Raw genomic sequence first — 13,247 nt, 5'->3', positions numbered from 1 at the left:
GCAGCGTGAAGCGCGCCGCCATTGCGGGCACCAGGCTATTGGTAAGCCGGCCCGACCCAGGCGGTGCCCTCGCTGCGCGTGATCAGCGTTTTCCAGCGTTTGCGGATCAGCGTGTCACGCGAGCGGAAGGTCATGCGCATGCCCGGCAGACCGAGCGTGGCGCGCGTTTCCACCAGCGCCGACTGCTCGTCGGGCGCAATCTCGATCTTGGTGATCGTCTGCTTGTAGTCGATCAGTTCTTCCGGCTCTGCCACATGCCGCATCTGGCTCAGCACCTGCGCCCACTCGCCGTTGGATTTGCAGTATTTGGCGCGGTTGGTGGTCTCGCGCTTCTGGTGGGAATCCATGCGGTACAGGACCACCATTTCGAAGTCCGGTGCCGTCATCTTGCACAGCGCCTGCCCATCCTGGCCCATCATCGCCTTGTCCTGGGCGGCGTAGAAATCGCGCACCTGCTTTTCGTCCAGCGAGTTACCGCCGTAGTTGTACAGCCCGGCCACCGCGGCCAGCATCGCCAGCAACACCAGCAAACGCATTCCCATCCCCCTGTCATGCCGCGTCCTGCGGCCGCGCAAGTGTAGCCGAGGTTGCGTGCGTCAGTGCTTGCGTGGCTGCGTCGGGCCGCAACTGTCGCAACCGCCGCAGGATGCGCCACCCTGCGTGGCCGGCGGTGCGATGCGGCGGCCGAGTACGTGCATCCAGGCCGGCCGGCCGGCGCGCAGCAGAGCGAGCGCAAGCGCCCCGCGCAAGCGGCGCACCGTGCCGGGAAACTGCTTGTTCATCACCACCCACAGGCTGAGCAGCACCGCGACGGCGATGACCAGGTATTGCAGGGTGAGCGACAGGTCCATGTCAGCCAGCCCCGAGCGCGACCGCCAGCTGGTAGGTCACCAGCGAGGCCAGGTAGGCCAGCGCGAACAGGTACACCGCGCTGATGGTCATCTGCTTCCACGAATTGGTTTCGCGCTTGATCGTGGCCAAGGTGGAGATGCACATCGGCGCGTAGATGTACCAGACCAGCAGCGACAGCGCGGTGGCCAGCGACCAGCCATCGCTGATCAGCGGCGACAGGGCCTGCGCTGCGGCATCGTCATCGGCGGCCGACAGCGCGTACACCGTGGCCAGCGAGGCCACCGCCACTTCGCGCGCAGCCAGACCGGGAATCAGCGCAATGCAGATCTGCCAGTTGAAGCCCAGCGGTGCGAAGAACACCGCCATTGCGTGGCCGATGCGGCCGGCAAAGCTGTAGTCGATCGCCGGCATGGTGGCATTGGCCGGCGCCGCCGGGAACGAGAGCAGGAACCACAACAGGATGGTCAGCGCCAGGATGATGCCGCCCACGCGCTTGAGGAAGATCCAGGCGCGCTCCCACAGCCCCAGCGCCAGGTCGCGCAGCTGCGGCACGCGGTAGGACGGCAACTCCAGCATCAGCGGGTGCTCGCTCTTGTCGCGGCGCCACTTCTTCATCGTCCACGACACCAGCAGTGCACTGACGATGGCCGCGGCATACAGCGCGAACAGCACCAGCCCCTGCTGATTGAAGATGCCCCAGACCGTCTTCTGCGGAATGAAGGCCCCGATCAGCAACGCGTACACCGGCAGGCGCGCCGAACACGTCATCAGCGGCGCGACCATGATGGTGGCCAGCCGGTCGCGCGGATCCTGGATGCTGCGGGTGGACATGATGCCCGGCACCGCACACGCGAAACTCGACAGCAACGGAATGAACGAGCGCCCGGACAAGCCGGCCGCCGCCATCATGCGATCGAGCAGGAACGCCGCACGCGGCAGGTAGCCGGATTCTTCCAGCGCCAGGATGAAGGCGAACAGGATCAGGATCTGCGGCAGGAACACGATCACCCCGCCCAGGCCGGCGATGATGCCGTCCTTGAGCAGGCTGTTGAGCGGGCCTTCCGGCAAGGTGGTGCCCACCCACTCGCCCAGCATCGCAGTGCCGGCATCGATCAGGTCCATCACTGGGGTGGCCCAGGCGTACACCGCCTGGAAGATCAGGAACATCACCACCGCCAGCGTCACCAGCCCCCAGACCGGATGCAGCAGCCAGCGGTCCAGCGCGTCGTCCACGCGCGAGGTGCGCGTGGGCATGGTCACCGCCGCACTCAGGATCTGCCGCACCAGCGCGTGGTAATTGCCATCGGCCGGGGGCGCGGCGGTCGGCGCAGCCAGGCTGGCCGCCTGCGTGTCGAGCCGTTGCACCAGGGCCTTGGCGCCACCGCGCCGCACCGCCACGGTTTCCACCACCGGCACGCCCAGCGCCTGTTCCAGCGCCGGCAGGTCGATGACGATGCCGCGTCGCTGCGCAGCATCGACCATGTTCAATGCCACGATCATCGGCCGGCCCAGTTCGCGCAGCTCCAGCGCAAAGCGCAGGTGCAGGCGCAGATTGGTCGCATCCATCACGCACACCAGCACGTCCGGTGCCGGTTCGCCGGGATAGAAGCCGCGGCACAGGTCGCGGGTGATCGCCTCGTCCAGGCTGGCCGGCTGCAGGCTGTAGGCACCGGGCAGATCCAGCACCGCGAAATCGCGTCCGGACGGCGCGCGGAAGTGGCCTTCCTTGCGCTCGACGGTGACCCCGGTGTAGTTGGCCACCTTCTGGCGGCTGCCGGTCAGCTGATTGAACAGCGCGGTCTTGCCACTGTTGGGATTGCCCACCAACGCCAGACGCAAGGGAACCACTGCCGCGTTCATGCCGATGCTCCCTCCTGCCGCACCTGCACCCGTGCCGCCTCGCTGCGGCGCAGGGCAAAGCGCGTATAGCCCACCTGCACCAGCAGCGGCTCGCGGCCCACCGGCCCGGTGGCCAGCACGGTGACTTCCTCGCCCGCGACAAACCCGAGCTCGCGCAGGCGCCGCGCGATCGTGTCGTTGGGGAGGCGATCCTCCACGGAATCCACGATGGCGGCGCACTGCAGGGGCATGTCGGACAACGTCACAAAGACGGCCTGATTGATAGGAATGGTTCTCAATTCTAGCATCGACGCACCGCGTCATGGCTGCGGCGACCCGTGCCGCTATGATGGTTCGCAACCCATTCATGGACGTACGCAATGCAGGACACCGGCTTGATCGTCGAGGACCAGGGACCGGTCCGCACCTTGCGCCTGCACCGCCCCACGGTGCACAACGCCTTCGATGCGACGCTGATCGCGGCGCTCACCGAGGCCTTGCTGCAGGCCGGCAGCGCGCCGCAGATCCGCGTGGTGGTGGTGACCGGTGCCGGTGCTGCGTTTTCCGCGGGCGCGGACCTGAACTGGATGCGCGGCATGGCCGGCGCCAGCGAAGCAGAGAATGCCGCCGATGCGCTGGCGCTGGCGCGACTGATGCGCACGCTGGACGAGCTGCCCAAGCCCACCATCGCGCGGGTCAATGGCGCAGCCTTCGGTGGTGGCGTGGGCCTGGTGGCCTGTTGCGATATCGCCATCGGCTGCACCGAGGCGCGCTTCGGCCTGACCGAAAGCAAGCTGGGGCTGTTGCCGGCGGTGATCTCGCCGTATGTCGTTGCCGCCATCGGTGCGCGCCAGGCGCGGCGCTGGTTTGCCACCGCCGAAATCTTCGATGCCGGCACCGCGCAGTTGCTGGGCTTGTTGCACCAGCTGGTGGCGGCCGATCAACTGGATACGGCGGTGGAACGCCAGGTTCGCCTGCTGCTGGCCGCCGCGCCGCTGGCCGCCAGCCATGCCAAGGCGTTGGTGCGCTCGGTCATGCCGCCCGCCGACCGCGATGCCATCGATGCCGCCAACGCGGCCTGGATCGCCCGCCTGCGCGTGTCGCCCGAGGGCCAGGAAGGCCTTGGCGCGTTCCTGGACAAGCGCGCGCCCGCCTGGGTGCCGGAGAGGGTGGCGTGAGCGCGGTCGACCGCGTGGGCATGGCTTGCAGCGGCCTGCAGGGCGGTGCAGGCGCATGAGCGACTTCGTCCGCATCGTCGAAGTTGGCCCGCGCGATGGACTGCAGAACGAGGCGCAACCGATCGCCACTGCCGACAAGATCGCGCTGATCGATCGATTGTCGGCCACCGGCCTGCGCACCATCGAAGCCACCAGCTTCGTCAGCCCACGCTGGGTGCCGCAACTGGCCGACGCCGCCGAGGTGTTCGCCGGTATCACCCAGCTGCCGGGCATCGCCTACCCGGTGCTGGTGCCGAACCTGCAGGGCTATACCCGTGCGCAGGCCGCCGGTGCGCGCGAGGTGGCGGTCTTCACGGCCGCGTCGGAGACGTTCAACCGCACCAATACCAATGCCGGCATCGACGAATCGATCGAGCGGTTCCGCCCGATCCTGGAGCAGGCCGCCATCGATGGCATGCGCGTGCGCGGCTATGTCTCCACCGTGCTCGGCTGCCCCTACCAGGGCGAGGTGCCGGTCGCCGACGTGGTGGATGTCGCACAACGGCTGTACGCACTGGGCTGCTATGAGATCTCGCTGGGCGACACCATCGGGGTCGGCACGCCGCGCAAGGCGCAGCAGATGCTGGCCGCGGTAGCGCAGCAGGTGCCGATGCAGGCACTGGCCGTGCATTTCCACGATACCTATGGCCAGGCGCTGGCCAATATCGCCGCCTGCCTCGAGGAAGGCGTGCGCGTGGTCGATGCCGCCGTCTCCGGTGCCGGCGGTTGCCCCTACGCCAAGGGCGCCAGCGGCAACGTTGCCAGCGAAGACGTGGTGTACCTGCTGCATGGCCTGGGCATGTCCACCGGCATCGACCTGCCCGCCCTGGCCCGCACCGGCCGCTGGCTGGCGCAACTGCTCGGCCGCGAGACCGGCAGCAAGACCGGCAAGGCCCTGGCGGCGGCTGGTTGAGGGCCGCAAGGCCGTTACCACCACCACGATCGCGCCAGGGCTTGGGCTAGAATTGCCGGCCGCGCGCCAACCCGCTCGCGCGCCGACCTGTGTCGGCCCGCAGCGCTTCTTCAGGGGAACCCTCCATGCAGCCAACGTCTGTCCTTGCCGTGATCACCGGTGGCGTCTCCGGGTTGGGCCTGGCCGTGGCGCAGCGCATCGTTGCCGACGGCGGCAAGGTCGCGCTGTTCGACGTCAATGCCGACAAGGCCGATGCGGCGCTGGCATCGCTCGGCGCCGGCAACGCGCATTACCTCGCCACCGATGTCACCGATGAGGCGCAGGTGTCGGCCAATATCGCGCAGGCCGCGCAGTCATTGGGCGGACTGAATCTGGTGGTGAACTGCGCCGGCATCCTGGGCGCTGGCCGCGTGCTGGGCAAGGAGGCGCCGATGCCGCTGGCCACCTTCCGCACCACGGTGCTGGTCAACCTGGTCGGCAGCTTCAATGTCGCCAAGGCCGCGGCCGATGTCATGCAGCACAACACCGCCGGTGACGATGGCGAGCGCGGGGTCATCATCCACACCGCGTCGGTGGCCGCCTACGAGGGCCAGATCGGCCAAGCCGCGTATGCCGCCAGCAAGGGCGGCGTGGTCGGCATGACCCTGCCGATGGCACGCGAGCTGGCGCGTTTCGGCATCCGCGTGATGACGATTGCCCCTGGCGTATTCTGGACCCCCATGGTCGACGGCATGCCCGAAGCGGTACAGCAATCGCTGTCCGCAGCGATCCCGTTCCCCTCCCGCCTGGGCCAACCCGACGAATACGCCGACACCGTCGCCTTCATCCTGCGCAACCGCTATCTCAACGGCGAAGTGATCCGCCTGGACGGCGGCGTGCGGTTGGCACCCAAGTAGCCGGGAATCGGGATTCGGGAATAGGGAATTGCAACGGCACCCTACTCTCAGCACCCCGGCCCCGGCTTTTTCGATTCCCCATTCTCCATTCCCTACTCCCGATTCCCATGAAAGCCAACGACATCAAGAAAGGCAACGTCGTCGAATACAACGGCGGCATTTACCAGATCCGCGACATCGAGCGCAGCTCGCCGCAGGGGCGCGGTGGCAACGTGCGTTTCCGCTTCATCATGTACAGCGTGCCCGGCGGCGCCAAGCTGGACGCCAGCTTCGATGCCGACGACAACCTGCCGGACGTCGAGCTGCTGCGCCGTCAGTCCACGTTTTCGTACAAGGATGGCGAGGCGTTCGTGTTCATGGACGACGAAGATTTCACGCCCTACACGCTGGACGCGGATGTGATCGGCAACGATGCCGGGTACATCACCGATGGCCTGGCGGGCATCTACGTGCAGGTGATCGACGACCAGCCGGTGGCGGTGCAACTGCCGCAGACAGTGACGCTGGAAGTGGTGGAAACCCCGCCCGAACTCAAGGGTGGCACCGCCACCAAGCGCCCGAAGCCGGCCAAGCTCAACACCGGAATGGAAATCATGGTGCCCGAGTACATCAGCAACGGCGAACGCGTGCTGGTCAACACCACCACCGGCGAATTCGCCGGCCGCGCCGACTGATGCGGCACCTGCCCGCAGCCCTGTCGCTGGGGCTGCTTGCTGCCTGCACCGCCAGACCGGTACCGACGCCCGCGTTGGCGCCGGCTGCGGCGCAAGCGGATCAGCAACCAGCTGACTGAGGTGTCCCTTCTCTTCTCGGGACGTTGTTCTCCTTCATGCGGAAAAAGCGGTGCGTAGCGTCGCATGGGGGTAAGGGCGAAGCCTCATGCAGTTGGAATGACACGAGAGCTTCCCTCCGTACCCTCACCCCACCCCCCGCTCCGCGCCCCGGCCCGCGCTTGCGACGCGGGCGCTCCAAGGCACGCGCGCCAGCGGCGCGCAAGCCGTGCCTTCTCGCCCCGACGGGAGAGGGGCTTTTCGCCGCTGACCGTCAGGTGCAGTGCTTGCTTCCCTTCTCCCGCCGGGGAGAAGGTGGCGCGTAGCGCCGGATGAGGGTAAGGGCGAAGCCTCATGCAGTTGGAATGACACGTGGGCTTCGCTCCGTATCCTCATCGCACCCCCGCCCCGGCCCTTGCCCGCGCTTGCAACGCGGGCGCGCCAAAGCCTTCGTGCCAGCGGCGCGCAAGCCCCGCCTTCTCGCCACGGCGGAGAGAGGCTCCTACTGCGCCCCATTCCCGTCGCCCGGTTCGCTATTGCACCTGCAGCGGCGTGCGCATGCCCGATGGCACGTTGTCGGCGGCCGCATCACCGCGCGCAAGCACGCGCAGTCGCGCCTGCAACTGCTGCACATTGGCCTCGCCTTGCGTCAGCCGCTCGCGCAGCAGTGGTGGCAACTGTTGCCGGCCCTGGTGCTGCAACTGCTTCCAGCCATCGGCGAGCCCGGCACTGGACCGCTTCACTTGCGCGATCAGGCGATCGTGTTCGTTCGGTTGCGGCAGCCCGTAACCGTCACCGTCCAGCAAGGCCGCCGGGTGACTGAGCTGCGCTTGGCGGGCGAACAACTGTTGCAGCTGCGCCTGCACTGTATCCAGTTCGACCGAACCCGGACGCAGCAGGTGCTTGATGGCATCGCGCGCCAGTAACTCCTGGCGCCGCAACGCGGCCTGTTCCAGCAACAAGGCCGCCGCGGTTTCGCGCAGGCCGCCGCGATCGAACCACTGCGCGCGCGCCTGCGGCGCCGCATCCAGCCACTGCGCCACGCTGGTCTGCGGCACCGGCAGGCCACGCCGGAGTACATCGAACATGGCCTGGTAATGCGTGGCCGCCGATTCGAAGTAATAGCCCTGACGCGTGGCCTGCGCGTGATCGTCCAGCACGGCCATGTCGGCAATGCCCGCGCGTTGCAGGCGCTGGCGCACGCCGCGCGGCGTGATCGACGACAGGCTGGCGGCGGCCAGACGCGGCACGCCGTCGTGCAGCAGCTTGTAGGTCTCCACCGCACAGTTGTTGCTGACGAAGTAATAGCGCCCGTCGTAACTCCAGTGCACCTGCGCCGCACGCGCGAGCAGCGCGGCGATCTCCGCCGGTGTCAACGCCAACGGCACCGACGACAGGGCGCGCAATTCCACCTTGGTGTATTCGTCCACCACCTGGTTCAACGACAGCACGAACAGGCGCGAGGGATACGAGCCGGTGAGCCCGCGCCAGCTGGAAATCTGCACATCGCCAACGAAGGCGCGGAACGACAGCACGCGGTGGTACTGCAGGTCCAGCCGGCACGCCGGCCCGGGCGCACGGCCGGGCGCGCAGATCACCAGCCGCAGCATGCTGTGGCCCCAGCGGCTCATCGGCTGTTCGTTGCCCTCGGCGAGCAGGTAGTCCACCGCATAGACGCGCGCCGGGTCCAGCGTCAGCAAGGACATCGCACCGGCATCGTTGTCGGCCTGCAGATACGGCAATGCCGGCGTACACGGTGCGGCATCCTGCGGCGGACCCAGCTGCTGCGACAACCACGCCGCCAGTGCCGGCCGCCGGCAGGCGTAGTCAGGGTCCAGCACGAAATGTTCCAGATTGACCGCGATAAACTCGGCCGGGCTGCGACGCTCATAGTCGTCAGGGCTGCGGTCGCTGAAACGGTTGGCACCGCGTCCGATGCGCCAGGGCCGCACCTGCCAGCCGGCCAGGTCGCGCAACCGCGGATCGCGCGACAAGGCGCTGCCACTGCCGCGGTCGAGGACATGCGCCAACTCGTGCACCAGCGCCGCCATGACGGCGCGTGTGGACGGTGCTGTGACATCACCGCGCGCACTGTCCGGCTGCGCGCGCCATGCCTGCAACAGGGCGCGGTCGAGCAGAATGCGCTGACCGATGGCACGGCCATGCACCTGGGCCGGCAGATCGTCTCGCCACTGCAAGGCGACCGGCGCCTGCAAACGCTCGACCCAACGCGGTGGCAGGCGCCGCACCACCTGCTGCACCAGCGCATCGCTGGCCGCGCGGTCGGCCGGGCCCGCTACCGACGACACGATGTCGATCTGCGAGACCGGCGCGGCGGCGGCGTCAAGCTGTGCGGCCGCGGCGATCGCCACGACCACCCACCAAGCGCAGCGCCGGCGTGGACTCACTGCGCCAGGATGGACTGCGCCAGTTCCAGGTCGCTGGCCAGGCGCGCGGCATCGCTGCGCGTGCGCAGCTGCAGCAGCGCCGCTTCCAGACGTGCGCCACGAATGGCGCCATTGCTGGCGACGAAGCCGGCGGCATCCTCGCGGGCATCGGCCACCACCTTGTCATCGCCGGAGCTGCTGCTGTTGGACGACCCGGCCGACGAGGCGCCGGCTGAGGTGCCAGCCGAGCTGGAAGCGAACGCCGCCAGCGGCAGCAGGGTCAATGCACAAAACACAAGTGAGCGGATCATCGGCGCGTCGTTTCCATGTGAAGGTTCCGGAAGACTAACCGGCGTGCGTACTGCCAGGCGCGTCGTCCATCTCGAACAGCTTGCCGGGATTCAGCAAAAGATGCGGGTCGAGTACATGTTTGACGCCACGCATCAATGCGATCTCCGCACCGGAACGCGTGCTCCACAGATACGGCTTCTTGACCAACCCGATGCCGTGCTCGGCCGAGATGCTGCCGCCGAAGCGCTGCAGCGCCTGCGCCAGCAGCTTGGTGACCTGGTCGCAGGCCGCCACGAACTCGGCCTGGCTGGTGGCATCGGGCTTGAGCACATTGATGTGCAGGTTGCCATCGCCGATATGGCCGAACCACACCACATCGAAATGCGGGTACGCCGCGTGCAGCAAGGCCTGGGTTTCGGCCAGGAATGCCGGCATTGCCGAGATCCGCACCGACACGTCGTTCTTGTACGGCGTATAGCGCGCCAGCGCCTCGGTGATGCCTTCGCGCAGGCGCCACAGCTGCGCCGCCTGCGCATCGCTCTGGCTGATCACGCCATCGCTGACCCAGCCCTGCTCCATGCAGGTCTCGAACGCCGCCATCGCGGCCGCTTCCTGCGTCGCATCGCCGGCGGCAAATTCGGTGACGACGTAGTACGGATGCACCTGCGCGAAGGGCGCCTGCGCGCCATGCGCCAGCACGTGTTCCAGTGCGCGGTCGGTGAAGAACTCAAAGGCTTCCAGACGCAGCTGCGCGCGGAAAGCGGCAAACACCTGCATCAGCACATCGAACGAGGGCAGCGCCAGCAGCATCACATTGCTGGGCGGCGGTGGATCGGTCAGCCGCAAGGTCGCCTCGACCACGATGCCCAGCGTGCCCTCGGAGCCGATCATCAGGTGCCGGAAGTCGTAGCCGCTGGAATTTTTCACCAATGCGTTGTTGAGCTCCAGCAGCTCGCCGGCGCCGGTCACCACCTTCAGGCCAGCCACCCACTCGCGCGTGTTGCCATACCGGATCACGCGAATCCCGCCGGCATTGGTGGCGATGTTGCCGCCGATCGAGCACGAACCACGCGCGGCGAAATCCACCGGATAGATCAGGCCATGCTCGCGTGCGGCGTTGTGCACCGCCTCCAGCGGCATGCCCGCCTGCACGGTGAGCGTGCGATCCACCGCGTTGAAGTCCAGCGGCTTGTTCAGGCGCTCCAGGCTCAGCACCAGCTCGCCGTTGGCCGCCACCGCACCACCGGACAAACCGGTGCGGCCGCCCGAGGGCACCACCGCCACACCGTGCGCATTGGCCCAGCGCACCACGGCCTGCACGTCCTCCACCGACCCGGGCAGCGCAATGGCCAGCGGATTGGGCGTCCAGCGGCGCGTCCAGTCGCGGCCGTAATGTTCCAGGTCGGCCGGCTCGGTCTTCAAACGCAACGCCGGCACGGCCTGTTGCAACGAAAGGATGCGGGGATCGGTCATGGCACGCGGCGCTGCAGATAGGAACCGCACAGCCTGCCAGCGTGCGCCGGCCTCGTCCAGCTGCACCGTCAGCCGCCACCGGCACGTTGGATTCAGCTGAAACCGTTGCGGCACAAGGGCTGCAGGACGGCGAACAGTGCGTTGCGAGCACCCCATCGGGCACCCCATCTGGCATAGTTGCCGACCCGATTGCTGCATTGCGCTCCCCCATGTCGCCGAAGAAAACCTCGTTTCCCAAGCAGGACATCCGCGTGCTGTTGCTGGAAGGCATCAGCCCGACCGCGGTGGATGTGTTCCGCGCCGCCGGTTACTCGCAGATCGAACTGCACGCCAAGTCGTTGCCGGAAGACGAGTTGATCGCCCGCATCGCCGAGGCGCATATCGTCGGCATCCGCTCGCGCACGCAGCTGAGCGCGCAGGTGCTGGCGCACGCCAAGCGCCTGATCGCGGTGGGCTGCTTCTGCATCGGCACCAATCAGGTGGACCTGGAGGCGGCCGAGCTGGCCGGCATTCCGGTGTTCAACGCGCCCTACTCCAATACCCGCAGCGTGGCCGAACTGGTCATCGCCGAAGCGATCCTGTTGCTGCGCGGCATCCCGCAGAAGAATGCCGAATGCCACCGCGGCGGTTGGTCCAAGTCGGCCGCCGGCAGCCACGAAACGCGCGGCAAGGTGCTGGGCATCGTCGGCTACGGGCATATCGGCACCCAGGTCGGCGTGCTGGCCGAATCGTTGGGCATGCAGGTGATCTTCCACGACATCGAAACCAAGTTGTCGCTGGGCAACGCACGTGCGGCCATCGACCTGGACGACCTGCTGGCGCGTTCGGACGTGGTCACCTTGCACGTACCGGAAACCCCGTCGACCAAGGACATGATCGGCGCGGCCGAACTTGCCCGCATGAAGCCTGGCGCGCACCTGATCAACGCCTCGCGCGGCACCGTCATCGACATCGACGCGCTGGATGCGGCGCTCACTTCCGGCCAGATCGGCGGCGCGGCGGTGGACGTGTTCCCGATCGAGCCCAAGGGCAACGGCGATGCGTTCGAATCAAAGTTGACCGCACACGACAACGTGATCCTGACCCCGCACGTGGGCGGCAGCACGCTGGAAGCGCAGGACAATATCGGCGTCGAGGTCGCCGCCAAGCTGGTGCGCTACAGCGATAACGGCAGCACCTTGTCGGCGGTGAATTTCCCCGAAGTGACGCTGCCCGAGCACCCCGACAGCCTGCGTCTGCTGCACATCCACCGCAACGTGCCGGGCGTGCTGTCGCAGCTCAACGAACTGTTCTCGCGCCACAACGTCAACATCGACGGCCAGTTCCTGCGCACCGACCCCAAGGTCGGCTACGTGGTGATCGACGTCAGTGCCAGCGAAGCGCAGGCCACCGCGTTGAAGGAAGGCCTGGCGGTGATCGAAGGCACCTTGCGGACGCGCGTCTTGTATTGATCTGTTGTTGCACGAGCGCCCTCATCCGGCGCGTTGCGCCACCTTCTCCCGCAAGCGGGAGAAGAAAAAGTGCAGGTCATCGGTCTCCCGCTTTCTCCCTTCTCCCGCTTGCGGGAGAAGGTGCCCGCAGGGCGGATGATGGCGCACACCCTCAGCCCCCATCACACGCCTCGGGCCAGCCACTTCTCGGCCATGCGCCGCAGCGACGGATCCAGTGCCGGGTCTGCAAGCAGCTCGACGATCGGGCGCCACGCCAGGACCAGCGATTCCTCGCTGACTTCGAAGGCTTCGTCCGCGCCGGCCACCGGCGTTTTGCGCCCCCTTCTCCCGCAAGCGGGAGAAGAACGGTCTCCCGCTTGCGGGAGGGAGGAAGTGCAGGTCATCGGTCTCCCGCTTGCCCTTCTCCCGCTTGCGGGAGAAGGTGCCCGCAGGGCGGATGAGGGCGCACACCCTCAGCCCCCATCACACGCCTCGGGCCAGCCACTTCTCGGCCATGCGCCGCAGCGACGGATCCAGCTCCGGTTCTGCAAGCAACTCGACGATCGGGCGCCACGCCAGGGCCAGCGATTCTTCGCTGACCTGGAAGGCTTCGTCCGCGCCGGCCACCACCACGTAGCGCGCGTCGTAGTGCCAGTGGCCTGCCACCTCGCCGCGTGCCGGGATCCAGTGGCGGTCCAGATCGAATAGGTCTGCTTCCGCCAGCCTCAGGCCAGGCAAACCGGATTCTTCTTCCGCTTCGCGGAGCGCGACCTGGGCCAGGTCGCGGTCGCCATCGGCGTGCCCGCCCAGTTGCAGCCAGCGCTGCAGCTTGCGGTGATGGGTCAACAAGGTGCGTGTGCCGTCAGCACTGACCACCCAGGCCGAGCCGGTGAAATGACCTTCGACACGCTCGCGCACGAACGGATTGGTGGCATCGTCCAGCAGCTGTGCGAACTGCTCGGCCACCATGGCCTCGTCCGGCCAGCGTGTGCGGTAGGCAGCCAGTTGCTGCCGCAGGGTTGCATCCACCATTTGTTGTTCCCGGTCGCCCATCGGCCAAGCGACCATTATCGCCATTCATGCTGCGTACGTGCTTGTCGTGAGCGTGTAGCTTTGGCAAGGTAGGCCGCTTGCCTGTCCCTTCGGGACGCGGCGCACACCTTCGCCCGGGCCCCAGCG

At 67.4% G+C, this 13,247-nt stretch carries 13 protein-coding genes and 1 pseudogene; 5 read left to right on the top strand and 9 right to left on the bottom strand.

Translation table 11 applies throughout. The annotated features are described in order from the left end of the window. Window positions 1-35 precede the first annotated feature (35 nt). From HG421_RS07565 to HG421_RS07550, 4 genes are read right to left on the bottom strand one after another with little or no spacing between them, the layout of a single operon-like run. The gene (locus HG421_RS07565; protein WP_169708121.1) at window positions 36-536 is read right to left on the bottom strand and encodes a nuclear transport factor 2 family protein; all 501 of its coding nucleotides are present in this window, start codon (window positions 534-536) and stop codon (window positions 36-38) included. A 60-nt stretch (window positions 537-596) separates the two neighbouring features. After that, window positions 597-851, bottom strand: a complete 255-nt coding sequence (locus tag HG421_RS07560) for a DUF6587 family protein (RefSeq protein WP_169705890.1) — start codon at window positions 849-851, stop codon at window positions 597-599. A gap of 1 nt (window position 852) precedes the next feature. Beyond that, window positions 853-2,712 carry a ferrous iron transporter B gene (gene feoB / locus HG421_RS07555; protein WP_169705889.1) on the bottom strand — a complete coding sequence of 620 codons (1,860 nt, stop codon included), beginning with the start codon at window positions 2,710-2,712 and terminating at the stop codon, window positions 853-855. After that, on the bottom strand, window positions 2,709-2,957 hold the full coding sequence (locus tag HG421_RS07550; RefSeq protein WP_169708120.1) for a FeoA family protein: 249 nt from the start codon (window positions 2,955-2,957) through the stop codon (window positions 2,709-2,711). Before HG421_RS07550 ends, feoB begins: the two co-directional genes overlap by 4 nt. Before the next feature lie 114 nt (window positions 2,958-3,071). Between HG421_RS07550 and HG421_RS07545 the strand changes: the two genes are divergently transcribed. The 4 genes from HG421_RS07545 to yeiP all read left to right on the top strand — a co-directional run bounded on the left by HG421_RS07545 (window position 3,072) and on the right by yeiP (window position 6,391). Next, the gene (locus tag HG421_RS07545) at window positions 3,072-3,869 is read left to right on the top strand and encodes an enoyl-CoA hydratase-related protein (RefSeq protein WP_169705888.1); all 798 of its coding nucleotides are present in this window, start codon (window positions 3,072-3,074) and stop codon (window positions 3,867-3,869) included. Window positions 3,870-3,924: 55 nt separating this feature from the next. Next, window positions 3,925-4,821 (top strand): hydroxymethylglutaryl-CoA lyase, encoded by an 897-nt coding sequence (locus HG421_RS07540; RefSeq protein WP_169705887.1) that lies wholly within the window; start codon window positions 3,925-3,927, stop codon window positions 4,819-4,821. A gap of 125 nt (window positions 4,822-4,946) precedes the next feature. Then, on the top strand, window positions 4,947-5,717 hold the full coding sequence (locus HG421_RS07535; RefSeq protein ID WP_169705886.1) for an SDR family NAD(P)-dependent oxidoreductase: 771 nt from the start codon (window positions 4,947-4,949) through the stop codon (window positions 5,715-5,717). A 107-nt stretch (window positions 5,718-5,824) separates the two neighbouring features. Beyond that, complete coding sequence (gene yeiP / locus HG421_RS07530; protein ID WP_169705885.1) at window positions 5,825-6,391, top strand: elongation factor P-like protein YeiP; 567 nt, start codon at window positions 5,825-5,827, stop codon at window positions 6,389-6,391. Between the two features lie 629 nt (window positions 6,392-7,020). Here the strand turns inward: yeiP and HG421_RS07525 are convergent. Genes HG421_RS07525 through HG421_RS07515 form a run of 3 tightly spaced genes read right to left on the bottom strand, consistent with a single transcriptional unit; the run spans window position 7,021 to window position 10,638 of the window. Further along, entirely contained in the window at window positions 7,021-8,895 is a 1,875-nt protein-coding gene (locus tag HG421_RS07525) for a DUF4105 domain-containing protein (protein WP_169705884.1), read from the bottom strand. After that, a complete protein-coding gene (locus HG421_RS07520) occupies window positions 8,892-9,185 on the bottom strand; it encodes a DUF2388 domain-containing protein (RefSeq protein ID WP_169705883.1) in 294 nt (97 codons plus the stop codon). Before HG421_RS07520 ends, HG421_RS07525 begins: the two co-directional genes overlap by 4 nt. Window positions 9,186-9,219: 34 nt before the next feature. Then, complete coding sequence (locus tag HG421_RS07515; protein WP_169705882.1) at window positions 9,220-10,638, bottom strand: FAD-binding oxidoreductase; 1,419 nt, start codon at window positions 10,636-10,638, stop codon at window positions 9,220-9,222. Window positions 10,639-10,847: 209 nt separating this feature from the next. Here HG421_RS07515 and serA point away from each other — a divergent pair, with 209 nt between their 5' ends. Continuing rightward, a complete protein-coding gene (gene serA, locus HG421_RS07510; RefSeq protein ID WP_169705881.1) occupies window positions 10,848-12,089 on the top strand; it encodes a phosphoglycerate dehydrogenase in 1,242 nt (413 codons plus the stop codon). Between the two features lie 161 nt (window positions 12,090-12,250). Here serA and HG421_RS07505 read toward each other — a convergent pair. Then, a pseudogene (locus tag HG421_RS07505) lies at window positions 12,251-12,406 on the bottom strand (NUDIX hydrolase); the annotation flags it as partial. A gap of 145 nt (window positions 12,407-12,551) precedes the next feature. Continuing rightward, the gene (locus HG421_RS07500; protein ID WP_169705880.1) at window positions 12,552-13,136 is read right to left on the bottom strand and encodes an NUDIX hydrolase; all 585 of its coding nucleotides are present in this window, start codon (window positions 13,134-13,136) and stop codon (window positions 12,552-12,554) included. Window positions 13,137-13,247 lie beyond the last annotated feature (111 nt).

Origin of the sequence: Xanthomonas campestris pv. badrii (assembly GCF_012848175.1) — a bacterium.
Lineage (GTDB): Bacteria > Pseudomonadota > Gammaproteobacteria > Xanthomonadales > Xanthomonadaceae > Xanthomonas > Xanthomonas campestris_C.
The sequence above is the reverse complement of the archived record's forward strand: the minus strand, read 5'-3'. Positions and strand labels throughout refer to the sequence as shown.